This window comes from Streptomyces sp. NPDC028368 (assembly GCF_055565615.1).
On record NZ_JBVHTY010000003.1, the window covers coordinates 148,870 to 169,185 of the forward strand.

The 20,316-nt window shown below is 71.6% G+C and carries 18 protein-coding genes and 1 pseudogene; 6 read left to right on the forward strand and 13 right to left on the reverse strand.

The features are described from left to right. Positions 1-37: 37 nt before the first annotated feature. Positions 38-664: an ATP-binding protein gene (locus tag ACZ4S3_RS07725; protein ID WP_467927831.1), complete on the reverse strand. Its 627-nt coding sequence runs from the start codon at positions 662-664 to the stop codon at positions 38-40. Between the two features lie 121 nt (positions 665-785). On the opposite strand from ACZ4S3_RS07725, the gene ACZ4S3_RS07730 reads away from it, so the two are divergent. Further along, positions 786-1,190 carry a hypothetical protein gene (locus ACZ4S3_RS07730; RefSeq protein ID WP_467927835.1) on the forward strand — a complete coding sequence of 135 codons (405 nt, stop codon included), beginning with the start codon at positions 786-788 and terminating at the stop codon, positions 1,188-1,190. A gap of 228 nt (positions 1,191-1,418) precedes the next feature. Here ACZ4S3_RS07730 and ACZ4S3_RS07735 read toward each other — a convergent pair whose 3' ends face one another. The 3 genes from ACZ4S3_RS07735 to deoC are packed head-to-tail and all read right to left on the reverse strand — an operon-like array spanning position 1,419 to position 4,760. Further along, positions 1,419-2,330 (reverse strand): aldehyde dehydrogenase family protein, encoded by a 912-nt coding sequence (locus tag ACZ4S3_RS07735; protein WP_467927840.1) that lies wholly within the window; start codon positions 2,328-2,330, stop codon positions 1,419-1,421. Continuing rightward, positions 2,323-3,759 (reverse strand): aldehyde dehydrogenase family protein, encoded by a 1,437-nt coding sequence (locus tag ACZ4S3_RS07740; RefSeq protein WP_467927845.1) that lies wholly within the window; start codon positions 3,757-3,759, stop codon positions 2,323-2,325. Before ACZ4S3_RS07740 ends, ACZ4S3_RS07735 begins: the two co-directional genes overlap by 8 nt. Before the next feature lie 5 nt (positions 3,760-3,764). Then, a complete protein-coding gene (gene deoC, locus ACZ4S3_RS07745; protein WP_467929609.1) occupies positions 3,765-4,760 on the reverse strand; it encodes a deoxyribose-phosphate aldolase in 996 nt (331 codons plus the stop codon). 213 nt (positions 4,761-4,973) lie between these two features. Here deoC and ACZ4S3_RS07750 point away from each other — a divergent pair, with 213 nt between their 5' ends. Beyond that, positions 4,974-5,594, forward strand: coding sequence for a PH domain-containing protein (locus ACZ4S3_RS07750; protein WP_467927850.1), 621 nt, complete (start codon positions 4,974-4,976; stop codon positions 5,592-5,594). A gap of 17 nt (positions 5,595-5,611) precedes the next feature. On the opposite strand, the gene ACZ4S3_RS07755 is transcribed toward ACZ4S3_RS07750, so the two are convergent. The 4 genes from ACZ4S3_RS07755 to ACZ4S3_RS07770 form a co-directional block, all read right to left on the reverse strand. Continuing rightward, a complete protein-coding gene (locus tag ACZ4S3_RS07755) occupies positions 5,612-6,868 on the reverse strand; it encodes a hypothetical protein (protein WP_467927853.1) in 1,257 nt (418 codons plus the stop codon). 150 nt (positions 6,869-7,018) lie between these two features. After that, positions 7,019-8,701 (reverse strand): phospho-sugar mutase, encoded by a 1,683-nt coding sequence (locus tag ACZ4S3_RS07760; RefSeq protein WP_467927857.1) that lies wholly within the window; start codon positions 8,699-8,701, stop codon positions 7,019-7,021. 219 nt (positions 8,702-8,920) lie between these two features. After that, positions 8,921-9,742, reverse strand: a complete 822-nt coding sequence (locus ACZ4S3_RS07765; protein WP_467927861.1) for a purine-nucleoside phosphorylase — start codon at positions 9,740-9,742, stop codon at positions 8,921-8,923. A gap of 192 nt (positions 9,743-9,934) precedes the next feature. Then, positions 9,935-10,372, reverse strand: a complete 438-nt coding sequence (locus ACZ4S3_RS07770) for a gamma-glutamylcyclotransferase family protein (protein WP_467927865.1) — start codon at positions 10,370-10,372, stop codon at positions 9,935-9,937. 151 nt (positions 10,373-10,523) lie between these two features. Between ACZ4S3_RS07770 and ACZ4S3_RS07775 the strand changes: the two genes are divergently transcribed. Together ACZ4S3_RS07775 and ACZ4S3_RS07780 are read left to right on the forward strand one after the other, a co-directional pair. Continuing rightward, positions 10,524-11,969 carry an NAD(P)H-quinone dehydrogenase gene (locus ACZ4S3_RS07775; protein WP_467927870.1) on the forward strand — a complete coding sequence of 482 codons (1,446 nt, stop codon included), beginning with the start codon at positions 10,524-10,526 and terminating at the stop codon, positions 11,967-11,969. Between the two features lie 236 nt (positions 11,970-12,205). Continuing rightward, positions 12,206-13,150 (forward strand): DeoR/GlpR family DNA-binding transcription regulator, encoded by a 945-nt coding sequence (locus tag ACZ4S3_RS07780; protein WP_467927874.1) that lies wholly within the window; start codon positions 12,206-12,208, stop codon positions 13,148-13,150. Positions 13,151-13,275: 125 nt separating this feature from the next. Here the strand turns inward: ACZ4S3_RS07780 and ACZ4S3_RS07785 are convergent, their stop codons facing one another. Beyond that, a complete protein-coding gene (locus tag ACZ4S3_RS07785; RefSeq protein ID WP_467929614.1) occupies positions 13,276-13,827 on the reverse strand; it encodes a TetR/AcrR family transcriptional regulator in 552 nt (183 codons plus the stop codon). Between the two features lie 455 nt (positions 13,828-14,282). Between ACZ4S3_RS07785 and ACZ4S3_RS07790 the strand changes: the two genes are divergently transcribed. Further along, a complete protein-coding gene (locus ACZ4S3_RS07790; RefSeq protein WP_467927879.1) occupies positions 14,283-15,467 on the forward strand; it encodes an alpha/beta hydrolase in 1,185 nt (394 codons plus the stop codon). A 103-nt stretch (positions 15,468-15,570) separates the two neighbouring features. On the opposite strand, the gene ACZ4S3_RS07795 is transcribed toward ACZ4S3_RS07790, so the two are convergent. After that, a complete protein-coding gene (locus ACZ4S3_RS07795) occupies positions 15,571-17,340 on the reverse strand; it encodes an acetyl/propionyl/methylcrotonyl-CoA carboxylase subunit alpha (protein WP_467927882.1) in 1,770 nt (589 codons plus the stop codon). 489 nt (positions 17,341-17,829) lie between these two features. Here ACZ4S3_RS07795 and ACZ4S3_RS07800 point away from each other — a divergent pair, with 489 nt between their 5' ends. Beyond that, positions 17,830-18,294 carry a hypothetical protein gene (locus ACZ4S3_RS07800; protein WP_467929616.1) on the forward strand — a complete coding sequence of 155 codons (465 nt, stop codon included), beginning with the start codon at positions 17,830-17,832 and terminating at the stop codon, positions 18,292-18,294. Positions 18,295-18,398: 104 nt separating this feature from the next. Here ACZ4S3_RS07800 and ACZ4S3_RS07805 read toward each other — a convergent pair whose 3' ends face one another. The 3 genes and pseudogenes from ACZ4S3_RS07805 to ACZ4S3_RS07815 all read right to left on the reverse strand — a co-directional run. Then, entirely contained in the window at positions 18,399-18,968 is a 570-nt protein-coding gene (locus tag ACZ4S3_RS07805; protein ID WP_467927885.1) for a DJ-1/PfpI family protein, read from the reverse strand. A gap of 163 nt (positions 18,969-19,131) precedes the next feature. Beyond that, the gene (locus tag ACZ4S3_RS07810; RefSeq protein WP_467929620.1) at positions 19,132-19,995 is read right to left on the reverse strand and encodes an MOSC domain-containing protein; all 864 of its coding nucleotides are present in this window, start codon (positions 19,993-19,995) and stop codon (positions 19,132-19,134) included. Positions 19,996-20,107: 112 nt separating this feature from the next. After that, a pseudogene (locus ACZ4S3_RS07815) lies at positions 20,108-20,316 on the reverse strand (Maf family protein); the annotation flags it as partial.

Sequence of the window (20,316 nt, forward strand, 5' to 3'; positions counted from 1 at the left end):
GTTCGGGCCGCGCCCGGTGAGCGTACGGCCGGGTGCGTCAGGAGCGCACGGACAGGTCCACCGCAGCCGCCGCCGCGGCCGAAATGCGCGCCAGCGCCTCCGGCTTGGCGCAGGCATACGCGCCCAGTGCGGTGTGCCGGGCGACGATCGACCGCTCGTTGCGCAGCAGACGCAGACCGCGGCGCACCAGATACGGCGCCGACTTACGGCCCTCGCGCAGATCCCTGGCCAGGCGCCGGCGGAAGGTGGTGGTGGGGCGGCCGCGCAGGCACAGCGCGTCGGCCAGCAGCCCCGCGGCGCGGCAGCCCGCTATGACATCGGCCGCGAAGATGCCCTCCGCGATGAACAGCGGGGCGCCGCCGAGTTCGAGCCGCGACGCGCCGACGCGGGCGCTGACGGAGATGTCGTACACGGGGACGGACGTACCTCCCGTCCGGCACAGCGCGGCGATCGCGGCGACCGCGGCATCGGCGTCCCAGGACCGCGGCGAGTCCCAGTCGGCGCCACCGCCGTTGGGCAGCGGTGGCAGCGTCGGGTCCGTGCCCTCCTTGTAGAAGTCGTCGAGGTTGAGGACGGGCAGGCCGGTCAGCGCGGCGAGGGACGTCTTGCCGGAGCCCGAGGGGCCGGTCAGCAGGACGACGCGGGCGGAGGATTGGGAGGTCACGGGTACCCATTGTCGGGCATTGGGCCGTTGGGAGTACCCCGGCGTGCGAGGTGGATCCGCCGACGCGGCGTCAACTACTCTACGCAGTCGAATGATTACTCCAAGGCAGGTGGCACCGCTCATGGCTTCACACGCACACCCCAAGCCCAGCCGCATCCCCCGCACGCTGCTGCACACCGCGCTGGCGGTCTCCGCGGCCGGCGCCGCGCTGGCAGCGGGCAGCGCGGCAACGGCGAGCGCGGCGACCGCGCCCACGGCCGGACCCGCACGCGGCGCCGACGCCGCCGCGCACGGGCCGGCCCGCGGCCTGTGGACCGACGTCGCGGGCACCACCGGCATGATCAAGAGATTCCAGCTCGACCCGCTGGCCAAAACCGCGGTCGACCCGCTGACCAACGGCGTCGAAACCCAGATCGCCGACTTCAAGCCGGTGGGCACCACGACGGTGACCGGCACCCTCGCGGGCGGCGCCGCCCCGAAGGACCTGCCGCTGGTCGGCACCGCGATGCGGGTGCTGCCCGGGTAAGCCGCCGAGTGCTGCCACGGTGAGGGGCCCGGCCGTCCGCTCGGCGGCCGTCCCAGGCGCCCACGAACAGCTCCATTTCATCCGTTGCCCGCTCCTGGGGGATCGCCGGTCCGGGACGCATGTGACGTGTCCCTGCCGACGTCATGGTCGTATCGTCCCGCCGCACGGATACGGGGTCCCTTCCGCAGCGGAAGGGACCCCGTATCTCAACGCCGAAGGCGCCCGGCCTCAGACACCCATCGGGTGCCACACCGTCTTCGTCTCCAGGAAGGAGAGCAGGCGGTCGGTACCCGGGTCGGCGGTCCAGTCGGTCCCATCAGAAGGGGCAGCGCGAAGCGCTTCCTGCGAAGGGCGGTGGCGGGCGACGGGCGGGCGCCGCACCCGCTTGAGGTTGTCGGCCGCGGCCGTCTCCAGATCCTTCGCCAACTCGGCATCCGCGCCCGCCAGGTCGAGGGCATTGACGTCCTGGTGGGCGGCGAGCGGAGCCGCGATCTCCGCCGTACGGCCGGAGAGGATGTTGACGACGCCGCCCGGCAGGTCGGAGGTGGCGAGCACCTCGGCCAGGGAGAGCGCGGGCAGCGGGGAGTCCTGGGAGGCCACCACGACCACCGTGTTCCCGGTGACGATCGCCGGGGCGATCACCGAGACCAGACCGAGGAAGGACGACTCCTGAGGGGCCAGGACCGCGACCACACCGGTCGGCTCGGGCGAGGAGAGGTTGAAGTACGGCCCCGCCACCGGGTTGGCGCCGCCCGCGATCTGGGCGACCTTGTCGGACCAGCCCGCGTACCAGACCCAGCGGTCGACGGCCGCGTCCACCTGCGCGGCGGCCTTCGCCTTGGACAGCCCCTCCGCGTCGGCGACCTCCGCGATGAACTGCTCGCGGCGGCCCTCCAGCATCTCGGCGACGCGATAGAGGATCTGACCGCGGTTGTAGGCCGTGGCGCCCGACCAGCCGCCGAACGCCTTACGGGCGGCGACCACCGCGTCCCGGGCGTCCTTGCGCGAGGCCAGCGGCGCATTGGCCAGCCAGCCGCCCTTCGAGTCCGCCACCTCGTACACCCGCCCGCTCTCGGACCGGGGGAACTTCCCCCCGACGTACAGCTTGTAGGTCTTCAGGACACTGAGCCGCTCAGACATTGAGGTACGCCTCCAGGCCGTGGCGACCGCCCTCGCGGCCGTAGCCCGACTCCTTGTACCCGCCGAACGGCGAGGCCGGGTCGAACTTGTTGAACGTGTTGGACCAGATGACGCCCGCACGCAGCCGGCTCGCCATCCACAGGATCCGCGAGCCCTTCTCCGTCCAGATTCCGGCGGACAGCCCGTACGGGGTGTTGTTCGCCTTCTCCACCGCTTCCTCAGGCGTACGGAAGGTCAGGACGGACAGCACCGGGCCGAAGATCTCCTCGCGGGCGATGCGGTGCGCCTGGGTGACGCCGGTGAAGAGCGTCGGCGCGAACCAGTAGCCGGCGCTGGGCAGTTCGCAGGCCGGGGACCAGCGCTCGGCGCCCTCGGCCGCGCCCGCGTCGACGAGGGCGGTGATCCGGGCCAGCTGCTCGGCGGAGTTGATGGCGCCGATGTCGGTGTTCTTGTCGAGCGGGTCGCCCACGCGCAGGGTCTGCATACGGCGCTTGAGGGCGTCCAGCAGTTCGTCGGCGATCGACTCCTGGACCAGGAGGCGCGAGCCCGCACAGCACACGTGCCCCTGGTTGAAGAAGATGCCGTTGACGATGCCCTCGACGGCCTGGTCGATGGGCGCGTCGTCGAAGACGATGTTCGCCGCCTTGCCGCCCAGCTCCAGGGTCACCTTCTTGTCGGTGCCGGCGACCGTACGGGCGATGGCCTTGCCGACCCCGGTGGAGCCGGTGAAGGCCACCTTGTTGATGTCGGGGTGCGCGACCAGCGCGGCGCCGGTGGAGCCGTCTCCCGTAAGGATGTTGACGACACCCTTGGGCAGGCCCGCCTGGCGGCAGATGTCCGCGAAGAAGAGCGCGGAGAGCGGGGTGGTCTCGGCGGGCTTGAGGACGACGGTGTTGCCGGTCGCCAGCGCCGGGGCGATCTTCCACGCCAGCATCAGCAGCGGGAAGTTCCAGGGGATGACCTGGCCCGCGACGCCCAGCGGGCGCGGGCTGGGCCCGTACCCCGCGTGGTCGAGCTTGTCGGCCCAGCCCGCGTAGTAGAAGAAGTGCGCGGCGACCAGCGGCAGATCGGCGTCGCGGGACTCGCGGATCGGCTTGCCGTTGTCGAGCGACTCCAGGACGGCCAGCTCGCGCGAGCGCTCCTGGATGATCCGGGCGATCCGGAAGAGGTACTTGGCGCGCTCCGCACCGGGCAGCACGGACCACTTCTCGAAGGCCTTACGGGCCGCCTTCACGGCCCGGTCCACGTCCTCGGCGTTGGCCTGCGTGTACTCGGCCAGCACCTCTTCCGTGGCGGGCGAGACGGTCTTGGCCAGCCCACCGCCCGAGCCCTCGGTGAACTCGCCGTCGATGAACAGCCCGTAGCTCGGCGCGATGTCGACGACCGCGCGGGACTCCGGGGCCGGCGCGTACTCGAATGCTGAGTTCATAGCGGTCAGTCCACCGTTACGTAGTCGGGGCCGGAGTAGCGGCCGGTGCTGAGCTTCTGGCGCTGCATCAGCAGATCGTTCAGCAGGCTGGAGGCGCCGAAGCGGAACCAGTCGGCGGTCAGCCACGGCTCGCCCAGCGTCTCGTTGACCATCACCAGGTACTTGACGGCGTCCTTGGTCGTACGGATGCCGCCGGCGGGCTTCACACCCACCTGGACGCCGGTCGCCGCGTGGAAGTCGCGGACGGCCTCCAGCATCAGCAGGGTGACCGGCGGGGTGGCGTTGACGGCCACCTTGCCGGTCGAGGTCTTGATGAAGTCGGCGCCCGCGAGCATCGCGAGCCAGGAAACCCGGCGGACGTTGTCGTACGTCTGGAGCTCGCCGGTCTCGAAGATGACCTTCAGGTGCGCGGCGCTGCCGTCGGGCCGTACGCACGCCTCCTTGACCTGCTTGATCTCCTCGAAGACCGACAGATAGCGGCCCGAGAGGAAAGCGCCCCGGTCGATCACCATGTCGATCTCGTCGGCGCCCGCCGCGACCGCGTCACGGGTGTCGGCGAGCTTGACCGGCAGCGCGGCGCGGCCGGCCGGGAAGGCGGTGGCGACGGACGCGACATGAACGCCGGAGTCGCCGAGCGCCTCCTTGGCCGTCGCGACCATGTCGGGATAGACGCAGATCGCCGCGACCTTGGGGGCGGTGCGGTCGGAGGGATCGGGGCTGACCCCCTTGGCGCACAGCGCCCGGACCTTGCCCGGGGTGTCCGCGCCTTCGAGGGTCGTCAGGTCGATCATCGAGATGGCGAGATCGATGGCATACGCCTTCGCCGTCGTCTTGATCGAGCGGGTGCCGAGGGTGGCGGCGCGAGCCTGCAGGCCGACCGCGTCGACCCCCGGGAGGCCGTGGAGGAAGCGGCGCAGCGCACCGTCGTCGGCGGTGACATCCGCCATTGACGCCAGACGCCCCGCGGCTTCCTTGCCGTATGCGGGAACAGTGATGGGCATGGTCACGAGGGGAGCATATCTACGCGCGTAGCAACATGTCATCCCCCTGAAGCCCGCCGGATGTCCTTCCGGCACCGCCCCGTCGCACCACCACGGCGGCTCACCCACGGCTTTCCGGCGGCCCCGCCGCGGCTTCGGACGGCCTCCGTACCGGGCGCGAATGATGCCGTAACGCAATGTCCGGCATCCGGACGGTCAGGCACAATCGGCAGCATGACGAGCCAGGAACAGTCCACCCCCGCTCAGCAGCAGTACGCGGACCGCAGCTACCGCTCGCCCGCGGCCCTGGTAGGCGGTGCGCTGCTCCTCCTGCTCGGACTCTGGCTCGGCGGCGACGCACTGCTGCGGGGCGGCGCGCACACCAAGCTCACGACGGTGTTCCTGCTGCTGCTCGGGGTGCCGCTGGTCATCGCGTTCACCCTGCGGCCGCTGGTGCGGGCGGGCGCGGACCGGCTGACGGTACGCAACCCCTTCCGTACGATCACCCTGCCCTGGAGCGCCGTCGAGGACCTGCGGGCGGCGTTCTCCGCCGAGGTGTTCACCAGCCGCGGGAAGTTCCAGCTGTGGGCGATTCCGGTCTCCCTGCGCCAGCGCAAGAAGGTCGGCCGCCAGGCGGCGAGCGGCGCGCCCAGGGCCCGCTTCGGCATGGACGCCGACGCCGGCCCCGTGCCGCGCGCCATGGCCGACCAGACCCTCGACGAACTGCGCGAGATCAAGGAACGCGCCGGGCACCGCGACAGCGCCCAGGGCGAGCCCGTGGTGCGCTGGTCCTACCCCGTCCTCGCGCCGATCGCGGTGGGGGCGATCGGCCTGGTCGTGATGCTGGCCCTCTAGAACCGCCTGGCCAGGGTTCAAGGGGCTCCCGGGTACACCAACGTCATGTACGCGCCCAGATAGGCGGAGCCCACAGCCGCGCCCCCCAGCGCCAGTACGGCGGTCCGGCGGCGGGCGCGGACAATGCCGACCGCCACCGGGAGCAGCAACGGGAACCCCGGCAGCAGAAACCGGGCGCGCGGGAAGTACACGCCGCCGCTGCCCAGCACGATCGCCAGCAGAACACCGCTGAACAGCAGCAACGGCAGCGGCTGCCGGTCGGCGAGGCAGAGCAGATAGAGCACCACGGACCCGGCGAGCACCAGCGAGACGACGACGAAGAAGAGCTGCGGCCGCGCCTGGTAACCGAGGATCGACCGCAGCGAGCGCAGCGTCTCGGCTCCGCCGTCCCATTCGTTGCGCCACATTTTCTGTACGGCGAAGTAGCCGTCGGGCCGGTGCAGACGCAGGCCCACCCAGCCGACGTAACCCAGCCAGCCGGCAGGCGCGAGGAAGACGGCGGCGAGGAGGCGCGGGACGGCGGGGGCGGTGGGGGCGGCGGACCGGCCGGGCTCCGGGGCGCGCCCGGCACCCGTGGAGCGCAGGCACCGCCACAGGGCGACCAGGGCACACAGCGAGACGGCCACGGCGATGGCGAGCCCCGTAGGACGGGTGAGACCGGCGAACAGGGCGAGGGCACCGGCCCGGACCCAGTGGCCTGCCAGTACGGCATACAGCGACCAGGCGACCAGCGCCGTGAACAGGGACTCGGTGTACCCCATCCACTGGATCAGGGCCACCGGGGTGGCCCCCCACAGGACGGCCAGCACGGCGCCGACCCGGCGCCCGTGCAGCCGCTCACCCACCGCGAAGATCCCCCACGCCGCCACGAGCGAACACCCGACGGCGACGACCACCCCGACGGTGGCACGGGAGCCGGGCGTGATCGCGGCGACGGCCTTGACCACCACCGGGTAGAGGGGGAAGAAAGCCAGGTTGTTCACGTCGAACACATCCGGGCTCAGGGCGCGGGCGTAACCGTGTTCGGCGATACCCAGATACCAGCGCGAATCCCACTGGGCGGCGAGCAGCGGCCACAGCCCGTGGTGCCGCAGATGCGCCCACCGCATCAGGACCAGCGTGCCCAGGAGACGGACGGCGGTGTACCCGAGCAGCGCGGGCGCGGCCCTGCGCAGCGCCGCGGCCGGCGCTGCGGCCAGGGCCCGACGCCGGGCCGATGACGGCGCCGGCGGTGGGGGGACGGCGGCGGGCGGACGGGGCGCGGTCGTGGGCACTGCGCAACTCCTGGAGGCCGGGCGGCGCGACGTGGTCGTCGTCCGGCTCCAGGGTTCCGCGCCGGGGGCACGGGGCGGGGGAGGGCTGCGGCAGATGCAGTAACGGGGTCACCCGTCAGGGGAGGGGCGGGCTCGCCCGCCCCGGGCCCCTCAGATCCCCAGCGCCGCCGCCAGGTCACCCTTCACCGCGGCCAGCACCGCCGCGGCCGTCTCCCGCGCCGTCGGCAGCTCCGCCGCCGACGCCACCGGGACCACGACCTCCAGGTAGCACTTCAGCTTCGGCTCGGTGCCGCTGGGGCGGACGACCACCCGGGCCGCACCCACGCCCGAGCCCGCCGAACCGGACAGGTAGTAGCGCAGCCCGTCGGTCGGCGGCAGCGTCTCGGTGCCCTTGTTCAGATCGTCGGAGGAGGTCACCGTCAGGCCCGCGAGGGACGCCGGGGGCTGCTCCCGCAGCCGGCCCATGGCATCGGCGATCAACGACAGGTCCTCGACGCGGACCGAGAGCTGGTCGGTGGCGTGCAGACCGAATTCCAGCGCGAGGTCGTCCAGCAGATCGCTCAGGGTGCGCCCGGACCGCTTCAGTTCCGCTGCCAGTTCGGTGATCAGCAGGGCGGCGGTGATGCCGTCCTTGTCGCGTACGCCCTCCGGGTCGACGCAGTAGCCCAGCGCCTCCTCGAAGGCGTAGCGCAGGCCGTCCACCCGGGCCAGCCACTTGAAGCCGGTCAGCGTCTCCTCGTACGGGAGGGACGACGCGGCGGCTATCCGGGACATCAGGGACGACGAGACGATCGTGGTCGCGAAGGTCCCCGACGCCCCCTTGCCGACCAGGTGGGCGGCGAGCAGCGCGCCGACCTCGTCGCCGCGCAGCATCCGCCAGCCGTCCTCGGTCCCGGGAGCCGGAACGGCGACGGCGCAGCGGTCCGCGTCGGGGTCGTTGGCGATGACGATGTCGACGGCGCCGGGGCCCACGGACCGGGCGGTGGCGAAGGCGAGATCCATCGCGCCGGGCTCTTCCGGGTTGGGGAAGGCGACGGTGGGGAAGTCCGGGTCCGGCTCGGCCTGTTCGGCGACGACCGTCGGGGCGGGGAAGCCGGCCCGCGCGAAGGCGGCGACGAGCGTGTCCCGGCCGACGCCGTGCATCGGCGTGTAAACGACGTGCGTATCGCGGGGGGAGCCGGGGGTCAGCACGGCGTCCGTACGCGCCAGATACGCCCGCAGAACCTCGTCGTCGAGGGTTTCCCAGCCGGCCTCGGGCCGAGGTACATCCGTCAGTGAGCGGATCGCGGCGATCTCGGCCGCGATCTCGCCGTCCGCGGGCGGCACGATCTGCGAGCCGTCACCCAGGTACACCTTGTAGCCGTTGTCCCGCGGCGGGTTGTGGCTGGCGGTGACCTCGATGCCGGCCACCGCGCCCAGATGCCGTATCGCAAAGGCCAGGACGGGCGTGGGCAGCGGACGCGGCAGCACCGCGGCCTGCAGACCCGCGCCGACCATCACGGCCGCGGTGTCACGGGCGAAGTCGGCGCTCTTGTGGCGGGCGTCGTAACCGATGACGACCAGCCCCGCGCCGTCACCCTTCGCCTTGAGATACGCGGCAAGACCGGCCGCCGCGCGGATGACCACCGAGCGGTTCATCCGCATCGGGCCCGCACCCAGCTCGCCGCGCAGCCCGGCGGTGCCGAACTGCAGGGTGCCGGAGAACCGGACGGCCAGCTCGTCGGTGTCCTCGGCCGCGATGAGCCCGGCCAGCTCCTCCCGGGTCTGCGGGTCGGGGTCCTCGGCCAGCCATGCCACGGCCCGGGTGATCAGCTCCGTGCGATCGGTAGCCACGTGATGCTCCTGACGGTCAGGTCAATGCGGACGGGCAGTGCGGAGGGGGAGCGCTCGGCTCGTCACGCCTACCCACTGCGCGGGTACTTCGAGCCGCAGTACCGGCCAATGGCACTGCGGGGGCGGCGGGGCGGCCCGGCGGGTGCCGTACATCTCGTACCACCCTCCCCCGGACTTCGTCCGGGGGGACCCGCAGGCCGGCCGCCGAAGGACACGGGCTCAGAGCTTGCCGAGCACCTGGGCGAGCAGGCTGCCCATCCGGGTCGCGGAGTCGCGGCCGGCCTGCAGCACCTCTTCGTGGTTGAGCGGCTCGCCCGTCATGCCCGCGGCGAGGTTCGTCACCAGCGACAGACCGAGCACCTCGGCACCCGCCTCGCGGGCGGCGATGGCCTCCAGGACCGTGGACATGCCGACCAGGTCGGCGCCCAGGGTGCGGATCATCTTGATCTCGGCCGGGGTCTCGTAGTGCGGGCCGGGGAACTGGACGTAGACGCCCTCCTCCAGGCTCGGGTCGACCTCCTTGCACAGCGCGCGCAGCCGCGGCGAGTACAGGTCCGTCAGGTCGACGAAGTTCGCACCGACGATCGGCGAGGTCGCGGTGAGGTTGAGGTGGTCGCTGATCAGGACCGGCTGGCCGGGGCGCATGCCCTCGCGCAGACCGCCGCACCCATTGGTGAGCACGATGGTCTTGCAGCCGGCCGCGGCGGCGGTACGGACGCCGTGCGCGACCGCGGCGACCCCACGGCCCTCGTAGTAGTGCGTACGGCCCAGGAAGACCAGCGCACGCTTCTCGCCGACGCGGTACGAGCGGATCTTGCCGCCGTGACCGGCCACGGCGGGCGGCGGGAAGCCGGGCAGCTCGGTGACCGGGAACTCGTGCTCGGGCGCGCCCAGGGCCTCGGCGGCGGGCGCCCAGCCGGAGCCCATGACCAGGGCGACGTCGTGGGTCTCGGCGCCGGTGAGCTCGCGCAGTCGGGCGGCGGCGGCGTCCGCGGCGGCCTGGGGGTCGCGGGCGATGTCGGGGGTAACAGATGCGTTCACGCGGACGAGGGTAGCCGCTAATCCCCTACGCGCGTAGATGTCACTGCCCACGGTCCTGGGGTCGTCGGCTTGTGTCTTCTCACAACGCCGTATCCCGGGCGCGTCGCACACCACCGGAGGCGACACCCGCACGGAGCACGGCCCCGCCCGGTGATCCCGCCGGGCGCGCGGCCCTCAGCGGGCCGCCACCGCTCAGCAGGGCCGCTTCCGCAGCTCCATCACATAGTCGTGCGGCGCGCCCGCCGACTCCGCGGCGTCCGCGATCTCGCCCAGATAGCGGGCCGAGGGCAGACCGCCCTCATAGCCGTTGAGGACATAGACCCAGGCCGGCTCGTCGCCCTCCAGCGTGTGCACCCGCACCCGCATCCGGCGATAGATGTCCAGGCCCACGCCCTCCCACCGGTCCATGGACTCCTCGTCCATCGGCGCGATGTCATAGAGCGCGACGAAGACCTGCGAGCGCGGGGCCTCGACGAGCGTCGCCAGGGCGCCCTCCCAGCCCATCTGCTCGCCGCCGAAGGTGAGCCGCCAGCCGTTCAGCCAGCCCGTGCCGCGCAGCGGCGAGTGCGGTGCGCGGCGGGACATCAGCCGCGCGTCGAGGTTGCCGGCGTACGCGGCGTAGAGCGACATGGTTCCGAGGGTACGGGAGGTTCCCGGGTCGGCTCTTGATACCGGATTGCTACCGGAGATTCGTACAAAGCGGCCGGACGGACCCCGCCCCGCCAGCCACTACACGCCTACACCGGCCCCCGGGGAGAGCGTCGCGGAGGCGTGCGGGACAATGGAGTACGTGACTCGGATCGTGATCATCGGTGGCGGACCCGGCGGATACGAGGCGGCCCTGGTGGGCGCCTCGCTCGGCGCGGAGGTGACCGTCGTCGACTGCGACGGTCTGGGCGGGGCGTCGGTACTGACCGACTGCGTTCCGTCGAAGACTCTGATCGCGACGGCCGAGGTGATGACCACCTTCGACTCCTCCTACGAGGAGCTGGGCATCATCGTCGAGGACGACACGCCGTACGTCGACCGCCCCGCGCGCGTCGTCGGCGTCGACCTCGGCAAGGTCAACCGACGCGTCAAACGCCTCGCACTCGCCCAGTCGCATGACATCACCGCCTCCGTGACCCGCGCCGGCGCCCGCGTGATGCGCGGCCGCGGCCGCCTGGAGCCGGGTCAGTCGCCGGACGGCTCCCGCCGGGTGACGGTGACCGCCGCCGACGGCACCGAGGAACACCTCGTCGCGGACGCGGTACTGATCGCCACCGGCGCGCACCCCCGCGAGATCCCGGACGCCCTGCCGGACGGCGAACGCATCCTGAACTGGACCCAGGTCTACGACCTGACCGAGCTCCCCGAAGAGCTCATCGTCGTCGGCTCCGGCGTCACCGGCGCCGAGTTCGCCGGCGCCTACCAGGCGCTCGGCTCCCGCGTCACCCTCGTCTCCTCCCGCGACCGCGTCCTGCCGGGCGAGGACCCGGACGCCGCCGCCGTCCTGGAGGACGTCTTCCGCCGCCGCGGCATGAACGTCATGGCCCGCTCGCGCGCCGCCGCCGTCAAGCGCGTCGGCGACCGCGTCGAGGTCACCCTGGCCGACGGCCGGACCATCTCCGGTACGCACTGCCTGGTGGCCGTCGGCTCCATCCCCAACACCGCGGGCATCGGCCTGACGGAGGCCGGCGTCAAGCTCAAGGACTCCGGCCACATCTGGACCGACAAGGTCTCCCGCACCACCGCGCCCGGCGTCTACGCGGCCGGCGACTGCACCGGCGTCTTCGCCCTCGCCTCCGTCGCCGCCATGCAGGGCCGCATCGCCATGTACCACTTCCTCGGCGACGCCGTCGCACCGCTGAACCTCAAGACCGTCTCCGCCAACGTCTTCACCGACCCGGAGATCGCCACCGTCGGCTACTCCCAGGCCGACGTCGACAACGGCAAGATCGACGCCCGGGTCGTGAAGCTGCCGCTGCTGCGCAACCCGCGCGCCAAGATGCAGGGCATCCGCGACGGCTTCGTCAAGCTTTTCTGCCGCCCCGGTACGGGCATCGTCGTCGGCGGCGTCGTCGTCTCCCCGCGCGCCAGCGAACTGATCCACCCGATCTCCCTCGCGGTCGACAACAACCTCACCGTCGAGCAGATCGCCAGCGCGTTCACGGTCTACCCGTCGCTCTCCGGCTCCCTCGCGGAGGTCGCGCGTCAGCTGCACACCCGCAAGTCGGCGAACGAGTAGCCGGCGGCCCCGGGGGCATGGGCCGGACGGCTGAACACACGGCTGGGCGCATTACCTGACCAACAGTCAAACCGTATTCCGCACCCATGAGTTCGAGCGGTGCGCGCCGTATATCACGACACCGGGTGCGCCATGCGCAACTTCCGGTATTTGGTGCAACCTGCTGAAAACAGACGGGCGTTGGCGTTACTGTCAGTTTCGTGTTCGCTGCAGAACGTCGCCAATTGATCCTTGAAATGGTGCGCGCAAACGGAGCGGTGTCGCTCCGGGAGCTCGCCCGTGTCGTCCAGACCTCCGAAGTGACCGTACGGCGGGATGTGCGGGCGCTGGAGGCGGAAGGGCTGCTCGACCGCCGCCACGGCGGGGCGGTCTTGCCGGGAGGTTTTACCCGCGAGTCCGGATTCCCGCAGAAATCCCATCTAGCGACCGCCGAGAAGACGGCCATCGCCGATCTCGCCGCGGGCTTCGTCGAAGAGGGCGAGGCCATCGTGGTCGGCGCCGGGACCACCACCCAGGAGCTGGCCCGCCGGCTCGCCCGGGTGCCCGGCCTGACCGTGGTCACCAACTCCCTGCTGGTCGCCCAGGCGTTGGCCCATGCCAACCGCGTCGAGGTCGTGATGACCGGAGGCACACTGCGCGGTTCCAACTACGCGCTGGTCGGCAGCGGTGCCGAGCAGTCCCTCCAGGGCCTGCGGGTATCGCGCGCCTTCCTGTCCGGCAGCGGGCTGACCGCCGAGCGCGGCCTGTCCACCTCCAACATGCTCTCCGCCAGCGTCGACCGTGCGCTGGTACAGGCGGCGGGGGAGGTGGTGGTGCTCGCCGACCACACCAAGCTCGGCTCCGACACGATGTTCCAGACCGTGCCCACGGACGTCATCACCCGGCTGGTCACGGACGAGCCACCGGCCCACGACGACCGCGCCGCGACCGAATTGCAGGCCCTGGCCGATCAGGGCGTGCAGATCGCGGTCGCCAGTGGCGCGGGGCCCGGCCAGGGCGCGGGCCAGCCCGGCGCGGAGGGCGCCGCCGGGGAGCGCAGGGCTTCCCGACGGGACGTGCCGCTGCCCGGCCAGCGCCGTAACCTCCCGCCGGGCAGCGGGAGTTCACCGCTGCGCTCGGCCGCGTCGCTGACCGACGGACCGGGGGGACGGGTCGCCGATCTGGCGCCAAGGCGTCGCTGATCACGTACGTCGTGGTGACCCGGGGCAGGAGCCGTTGTCGGTTGCTGTTGACGTTGTGGTGGCTGTGGTCGTTCGGCGGGTTGGCGGGGCGGTGCTGAGGCCCGGCTGGGCGGTGGCCCGTGAGGTCAGCAGTCCGCCTTGAGTCCGCTCAGGGTGAGGGTCAGCAGCCGGTCGGCCAGCTTCGGGTCGTCGGGGGATTCCTCGACGGCCAGGGCGATGCCGTTGGTCAGTTGCAGCAGATCGCTGATGTTCACGTCGGGACGTACGGCGCCGGCCTGCTGGGCGCGGCTCAGCAGCGCCGCGCCGGCCTCCCGCATCGGCACGCTGCACCGCGCCATACCCGAGCTGTCGTCCGCCGACGCCGCCATCAGGGCGCGGGACAGGCCGCGGTAGGTGCTGGCGTGGGCGATGATCGCGCGCAGCCAGTCGACCAGGGCGTGGCACGGCTGCGGCGCGTCGGCCAGTTCCCTGGCGTACGTCAGGAGCGCATCCACCTCGCTCTGGAAGACGGCGCCCATCAGGGCCGTACGGTTGGGGAAGTGACGGTAGAGGGTGCCGATGCCGACGCCGGCGCGGCGCGCGATGTCCTCGAGTGAGCTGTCCGTGCCGTGCTCGATGAAGGCCGTACGGGCCTCCTTCAGCAGCCGCTCGTAGTTGCGGCGCGCGTCCGCCCGCATGGGGCGTACCGCGTACGCTGCCGCGGACACCTGCGCCGTCGAGCCCTTCGCCGCGGGCCGCGGCCCGGCCGTCTCGGTCCCCATCGCCGTCCTCCCTCACCCCGGCCGGTCCCGGCCCGGTGGGTCCAGGATGCCACTGCGGAAGCGGATGGTTCCTCCGGCCGGGGGCGGGGCCGGGGGCGGGGGCGTTCCCCGGTGCGCGGCCCGCTCCGTACTGCCCCTCACCGCGACCCCTCATGGCCACCCGGCGGACACCAAATGAACCCCCGGAATACCCCCGCCATCGCGTACCCGAACACCTCGCCCGCCTGGCAACGCCACCGTCCCAACGCCCATCAAACCTGGCGCAATGAGGTCTTCCGGGGTCTTCCGGGGGCCGTGGGAAAACGTCGTGGAATGTCCGGCGTGGGGTCACGTAACGGAACCACGGCAGGCGAAATCTGGGGAAGAACGTCATGGGGCTGACCAGTCGATCGCTGTTGTACGCCATGGCCGCGGTCGCCGTGGTCTGTGTGGGGCTCACCCTCCGGCTGTGGCCGCGGTTCGCCGGACGGGGGCCGCGGGCGCTGCTGGGGCGGCTCGGGGTCATCGTGGCGACGCAGCTGACCATCGTGGCCACGCTCGGCCTCGCGGTGAACGCCAACTTCGAGTTCTACGCCTCCTGGCACGAGCTGCTGGGCCTGTACGACGACGCCCCGGCCGCCGTCGGCAAGTGGGGCGACGGCGGGACGGCCGGGCCCGTCGGGGACCCGTCGAAGGGCCTCGTCCAGGCCTCCGGGCCGGACGGGCTGGACAAGGTGCACGGGCTGCCGAAGGGGCGGCCGGAGCTGGCCGGCAAGGTCGACTCCGTACGGATAGTGGGGAAGCGGACCCGGGTCGTGGACGGGGCGTACGTCTACCTGCCGCCGCAGTACTTCCAGCCGCAGTACGCGCGCCAGCGGTTCCCCGTCGTCGTCGCGCTCAGCGGCTACCCGGGCGGGACGTTCCTGCTCGGCCAGCATCTGCGGCTGCCGCAGACGGCCGCACAGCTGATCCGTACGGGCAAGATGCAGCCGACCGTCATCGTGATGCTGCGGCCCACCATCGCGCCGCCGCGCGACACCCAGTGTGTGGATGTGCCCGGCGGCCCGCAGGCCGAGACGTTCTTCGCGAGGGATGTGCCGGACGCGCTGAGGTCGCGCTACCGCGTCGGGCACGACCCGGGCGGCTGGGGCGTGCTGGGCTACTCGTCCGGTGGCAGCTGCGCCCTTCAGCTGGCCATGCGGCACGACCGGACCTACACCGCTGCGGCGGCCCTCTCGCCCGATTACAAAGTCAGCAACGACCCCACCACCGGCAATCTCTTCGGGGACGGCAAGGACCGGATACGCCGCCGCCAGGAGCACGATCTGATGTGGCGGCTGAAGCATCTGCCCGTACCGCAGGTGAATGTCCTGGTGGGGACGAGCCGTACCGGGGAGAAGAACTATCCGGCGGCGAAGGCGTTCCTGGGCGCCGTGCGGGCGCCGATGACGGCGGACTCGATCGTGCTCGACCACGGCAGTCACAACTTCGCCACCTGGCGGCGCGAACTTCCCGCCGCGCTTCAGTGGATGAGCAAGTCGCTGACGTTCCCGGAGGATGTGGTCGGGAACTCGTAGTCACGGCATACGGAGTTGCTGCGTACGTCGTACCGGCATACGGAGGGCGCCCGGCGGATTTCCGCCGGGCGCCCTCCGTTGTGTCCTTTGTGCCCTCGTGCCGTCAGTCCTTGATTTCGCAGATGATGGCGCCGGAGGTGAGGGCGGCGCCGACTTCGGCGGTCAGGCCCTTGATGGTGCCGGAGCGGTGGGCGTTGAGGGGCTGTTCCATCTTCATCGCCTCGAGGACGACGACGAGTTCGCCTTCGGTGACCTGCTGGCCTTCTTCGACGGCGACCTTGACGATGGTGCCCTGCATGGGGGAGGCGAGGGCGTCGCCGGAGGCGGCGCTGCCGGCCTTCTTGGTGGCTTTGCGCTTGGGCTTGGCGCCGCCGGCGACGGCGGCGCGGGCCAGTGGCATGCCCAGGGAGGACGGCAGGGAGACTTCCAGGCGCTTGCCGCCGACCTCGACGACGACCGTTTCGCGGCTGTCGGTTTCGGTCTCGTCGGCGCCGGGTGCGGCGAAGGCCGGGATCTGGTTGTCGAACTCGGTCTCGATCCAGCGGGTGTGGACCGTGAACGGGCCGGTGGAGCCGGTCAGTTCGGGGGCGAAGGCGGCGTCCCTGACGACGGTGCGGTGGAAGGGGATGGCGGTGGCCATGCCGTCGACGGTGAACTCGTCCAGGGCGCGGGCGGCGCGCTGCAGGGCCTGCTCGCGGGTGGCGCCGGTGATGATCAGCTTGGCCAGGAGGGAGTCCCAGGCGGGGCCGATGACGGAGCCGGATTCGACGCCGGCGTCGAGGCGGACGCCGGGGCCGGAGGGGGCGTCGAAGCGGGTGACGGTGCCGGGGGCGGGCAGGAAGTTGCGGCCGGGGTCTTCGCCGTTGATGCGGAATTCGAAGGAGTGGCCGCGCATGGCGGGGTCGTCGTAGCCGAGTTCTTCGCCGTCGGCGATGCGGAACATCTCGCGGACGAGGTCGATGCCGGTGACCTCTTCGGTGACCGGGTGTTCGACCTGGAGGCGGGTGTTGACCTCGAGGAAGGAGATGGTGCCGTCCTGGCCGACGAGGAATTCGCAGGTGCCGGCGCCTTCGTAGCCGGCTTCCTTGAGGATGGCTTTGGAGGCGTGGTAGAGCTCGGCGTTCTGTTCGTCGCTCAGGAACGGCGCGGGGGCCTCTTCGACGAGCTTTTGGTGGCGGCGCTGCAGGGAGCAGTCGCGGGTGGAGACCACGACGACGTTGCCGTGCTTGTCCGCCAGGCACTGGGTCTCGACGTGGCGGGGACGGTCGAGGTAGCGCTCGACGAAGCACTCGCCGCGGCCGAAGGCGGCGACGGCTTCGCGGACGGCGGAGTCGTAGAGCTCCGGGACCTCTTCGAGGGTGCGGGCGACCTTCAGGCCGCGGCCGCCGCCGCCGAAGGCTGCCTTGATGGCGATGGGCAGGCCGTGCTCCTTGGCGAAGGCGACGACCTCGTCGGAGCCGGAGACCGGGTCGGGGGTGCCGGCGACCAGCGGGGCGCCGGCGCGCTGGGCGATGTGGCGGGCGGCGACCTTGTCGCCGAGGTCGCGAATGGCGTGCGGGGGCGGGCCGATCCAGGTCAGGCCCGCGTCGAGAACGGCCTGGGCGAATTCGGCGTTCTCGGAGAGGAAGCCGTAGCCGGGGTGGACGGCGTCCGCGCCGGAGTCGGCGGCGGCGGCCAGCACCTTGGCGATGTCCAGGTAACTGGTGGCAGGTGTGTCACCGCCCAGGGCGTATGCCTCGTCTGCCGCGCGGACATGCAGGGCGTCCCGGTCCGGGTCGGCGTAGACCGCTACGCTCCCGATTCCGGCATCCCGGCAGGCACGGGCAACCCGAACGGCGATCTCGCCACGGTTCGCGATGAGCACCTTGCGCACGATGGGTCCTTCCTTGGCGCTTCGCCGCAACTAATTAACGTCGCGAGTTTAGGGACTGGCGACACCGCGTGCCGAGTCGTTCCCAGTGGTGACCTTGCCCACACGGAGCGTGCCGATGGCGCCAGTGAGGGGCCGAAGACCCCTGATATCCCAGGGTAGGCCCGGAATCGGGGGCCGGGCACCAAGGCTCGATGTGGTCTAGGTCTCTGGCCGCAGATGTTCGGCGGGTCGTCAATTCTTTGTGGAGTCCCTACGAATGGGCGAAGGAAACTTTGCGCTCCGCTCGCCCGGCCGACGCGCCGTCTCCCGTACACCCGCACGCCACCGGTGACACCACCCGCGCAGAACCCTTGCCTTGGCTATTACCCTCCCCCAGGCTCTTCACGAGCAGGGGGGACCCCCATGTAGCGTGCGCGATGTCTTTGGTACTCGCGGTAACAGCGGTATCAGCCAGTGAGCGGCATACGGCGGAAGTGGGTGGGCGGGGTGGTGGCACGCAGACCGGTGGCTCTGGTGGCGGCGGTGGTGCTGGTCCTGGAGGCGCTCGGGATCGTCTTGCTCAACTGGATCCTGAGCATCGTCGTGGACCACCAGCACATGTCCCTCGCGGGCCTGAAGCCCGGCGCGATGTCCACCGGAGCGTGGGCCGCGGGCGCCCTCTTCGGTCTCTATCTGCTCTTCTGCGCCGTTGTGATGGCGCGTATCGCGGTGCGCGACCGCGCGCCCGGCGGGTTCACCCGCATCGTCCTCATCAGCTGCGCGGTGGTCCACGGGCTGATCGGCGCGTTCGCCATCGGGCTGGTGGGCTGGGCGGCGTTCGTCGCGATGATGGTCGTCCTCGGGATGATCGTGATGACGCTGGTGGCGTACGGCGAGACGCGGATCGCGGCGGCGGCGGACGGCGAGGGCGAAGGCGGCGGCGGAGGGATCGGTACGGTGCCCAGCTCGGCCTGACCGCCGGCAGGCGGCAAGTCGCTGTATGCGTTGCCGGTGTTCTGAGGCCGCCCCGCCCCGGTGCGGGGCGGGCGGCCTACGGTCCCGTCGCACACATGACGAGGTCAGCGGTCCTCGACCGGCGCCTCCTCCCGCAGCACCCGCACAAAGGCCCGCATCCAGTCCGGCTGGTCGGGCCAGGCGCGGGCCGAGACGACCTTGCCGTCGACGACCGCCGAGCCGTCGACGAAGATGCCTCCCGCCAGCTCCACATCCGGCGCACAGGCGGGGTAGGCGGAGGTGCGGCGGCCCTTGAGGACGCCGAGCGGGGCGAGCGCGATGGCCGCGTGGCAGATGTGGGCGACGGGCTTGTCGGCGTCGAAGAAGTGCGTCACCACGCGCCCGAAGTCGGGGTCGTTGCGCAGATACTCGGGCCCGCGGCCGCCCGGGAGCACCAGGGCGGCGTACTCGGCCGGATCGACCTCGGACAGCGCGAGGTCGGACGGCCAGGAGTGGCCCTGGCGCTCGACGTAGGTGTCGAAGCCGTCGACGAAGTCATGGGTGACGAACGAGAGCTTCTTGCGGGATGGGGCCGCGACGTGGGTCTCGTAGCCCTCCTCCAGCATCCGCTGGTACGGGTAGAAGAACTCCAGGTCCTCGGTGGCGTCGCCGGCGATGATCAGGATCTTGGGCATGGCGGGCACTCCTCGCGCTGACATCGGGGTGATGCGGTCCCGCCACGATGCGCGTACCGGCCCGCCGATACGGAATATCCGGGGCCGGATTCAGGCCATCGTGGACGGTCCGCCCGGAGAATCCACCCGGACGGCCCCCGGGCGGCCGGAGCGCTCCGGGCCACTACGACGCCCCGGCGCCCGGCGGACTTCCTTCAACTCCTTCGACTTCTCCGGCTCTTTCGGCAACGGCGAATGCGTCGCCCACCGCCAGCTTCCCCGTCCGCAGTACGCAGTACAGCGCCCCGAATGCCACGCCCCCCTCCGGCGCCCGCCGGTAGGAGGCGAGCATGCGCAGCGGCTCGGGTCCGGCCTTGGCGCCCCTGTCCTGGTCGACCAGGGTGACGGCACAGCGGATGGCCGGCTTGGCGAACCCCAGCTCGGCATCGCCGATCACCACCCGCCGTGCGTGGTCCTCCTGGTGCGGCGCATCCCATCCGTCGACCACGATGTTCGGCCGGAAACGGCTCATCGGCAGAGCCGGCTTGCCGGCCGCGGCGTAGCGGGCGTTGAGGTCGTCGAGCGTGGCCCGGGACAGGACGTGGAGGGCGTGGCTGTCGGCGTAACCGGAGGTGCCGGAGTAGTGACCGTCCTCCACCCGGTCGTGTTCCGGCGGTACCCGCACCAGGCGGCTGGGCGCGCCGAGCACGGCGGACAGCCACCGGGCGGCCGCCTCGCCCTGGTCGATGCCCTGATACGGCACTCCGAACAGGTCGACGGGGGTCCTCGCCGCGTCGATGGCCACCGGGATACGGACCGGATCAACTCCCGTGGTCCGTAAGGTGAGTTGGGTTCCCTCGGCGCCGACCTCGGGGCGTATCAGTGCCAGCTTGGGGTCTCTGCGCTGGCTGCGGTACACGCCCCCTTCGCCGACCACCATGAAGCTCCGGTCGTAGGGGAGCCCGGCGGGCGTGAGCTCCGCCTCGGTCGCCGGGACCCCCGCGCAGCCCTTGACGGGGTAACTGATCAGTTCTGCGACTGTCGCCAGTTTCGTCATGCGGTCAGCTTGCTGCACGGGGCCGCCCGGCGCCGGACGAAGCCGCCGACAGCGGCAGACCGCGGCACATCCGCGTCAGGTGCGCGGGAGCTGCGCGGTCAGTTCACGTCCACAGGTCCGTGATGGCCACGTCCAGGTCGGCGAGCAGGCGGCGCAGCAGCGGCAGGGAGAGGCCGATGACGTTGCCGGGGTCGCCGTCGATGCCGTCGATGAAGGGGCCGAGCGGCCGTCGAGGGTGAAGGCGCCCGCGACGAAGAGCGGTTCGCCGCTTTCGACGTAGGCGGCGATCTCGGTGTCGCTGGGGTCGCCGTA

What these genes read in the sequence shown, in the direction of transcription:
- ACZ4S3_RS07770 (WP_467927865.1), bottom strand. Translation starts at nt 10,372, where the DNA reads ATGTCGCTCTACGCCGCGTACGCCGGCAACCTCGACGCGCGGCTGATG.
- ACZ4S3_RS07790 (WP_467927879.1), top strand. Translation starts at nt 14,283, where the DNA reads ATGGGGCTGACCAGTCGATCGCTGTTGTACGCCATGGCCGCGGTCGCC.
- ACZ4S3_RS07740 (WP_467927845.1), bottom strand. Translation starts at nt 3,759, where the DNA reads ATGAACTCAGCATTCGAGTACGCGCCGGCCCCGGAGTCCCGCGCGGTC.
- ACZ4S3_RS07805 (WP_467927885.1), bottom strand. Translation starts at nt 18,968, where the DNA reads ATGCCCAAGATCCTGATCATCGCCGGCGACGCCACCGAGGACCTGGAG.
- ACZ4S3_RS07785 (WP_467929614.1), bottom strand. Translation starts at nt 13,827, where the DNA reads ATGCGGGCGGACGCGCGCCGCAACTACGAGCGGCTGCTGAAGGAGGCC.
- ACZ4S3_RS07735 (WP_467927840.1), bottom strand. Translation starts at nt 2,330, where the DNA reads ATGTCTGAGCGGCTCAGTGTCCTGAAGACCTACAAGCTGTACGTCGGG.
- ACZ4S3_RS07775 (WP_467927870.1), top strand. Translation starts at nt 10,524, where the DNA reads ATGGAGTACGTGACTCGGATCGTGATCATCGGTGGCGGACCCGGCGGA.
- ACZ4S3_RS07780 (WP_467927874.1), top strand. Translation starts at nt 12,206, where the DNA reads ATGGTGCGCGCAAACGGAGCGGTGTCGCTCCGGGAGCTCGCCCGTGTC.
- deoC (WP_467929609.1), bottom strand. Translation starts at nt 4,760, where the DNA reads ATGCCCATCACTGTTCCCGCATACGGCAAGGAAGCCGCGGGGCGTCTG.
- ACZ4S3_RS07750 (WP_467927850.1), top strand. Translation starts at nt 4,974, where the DNA reads ATGACGAGCCAGGAACAGTCCACCCCCGCTCAGCAGCAGTACGCGGAC.
- ACZ4S3_RS07730 (WP_467927835.1), top strand. Translation starts at nt 786, where the DNA reads ATGGCTTCACACGCACACCCCAAGCCCAGCCGCATCCCCCGCACGCTG.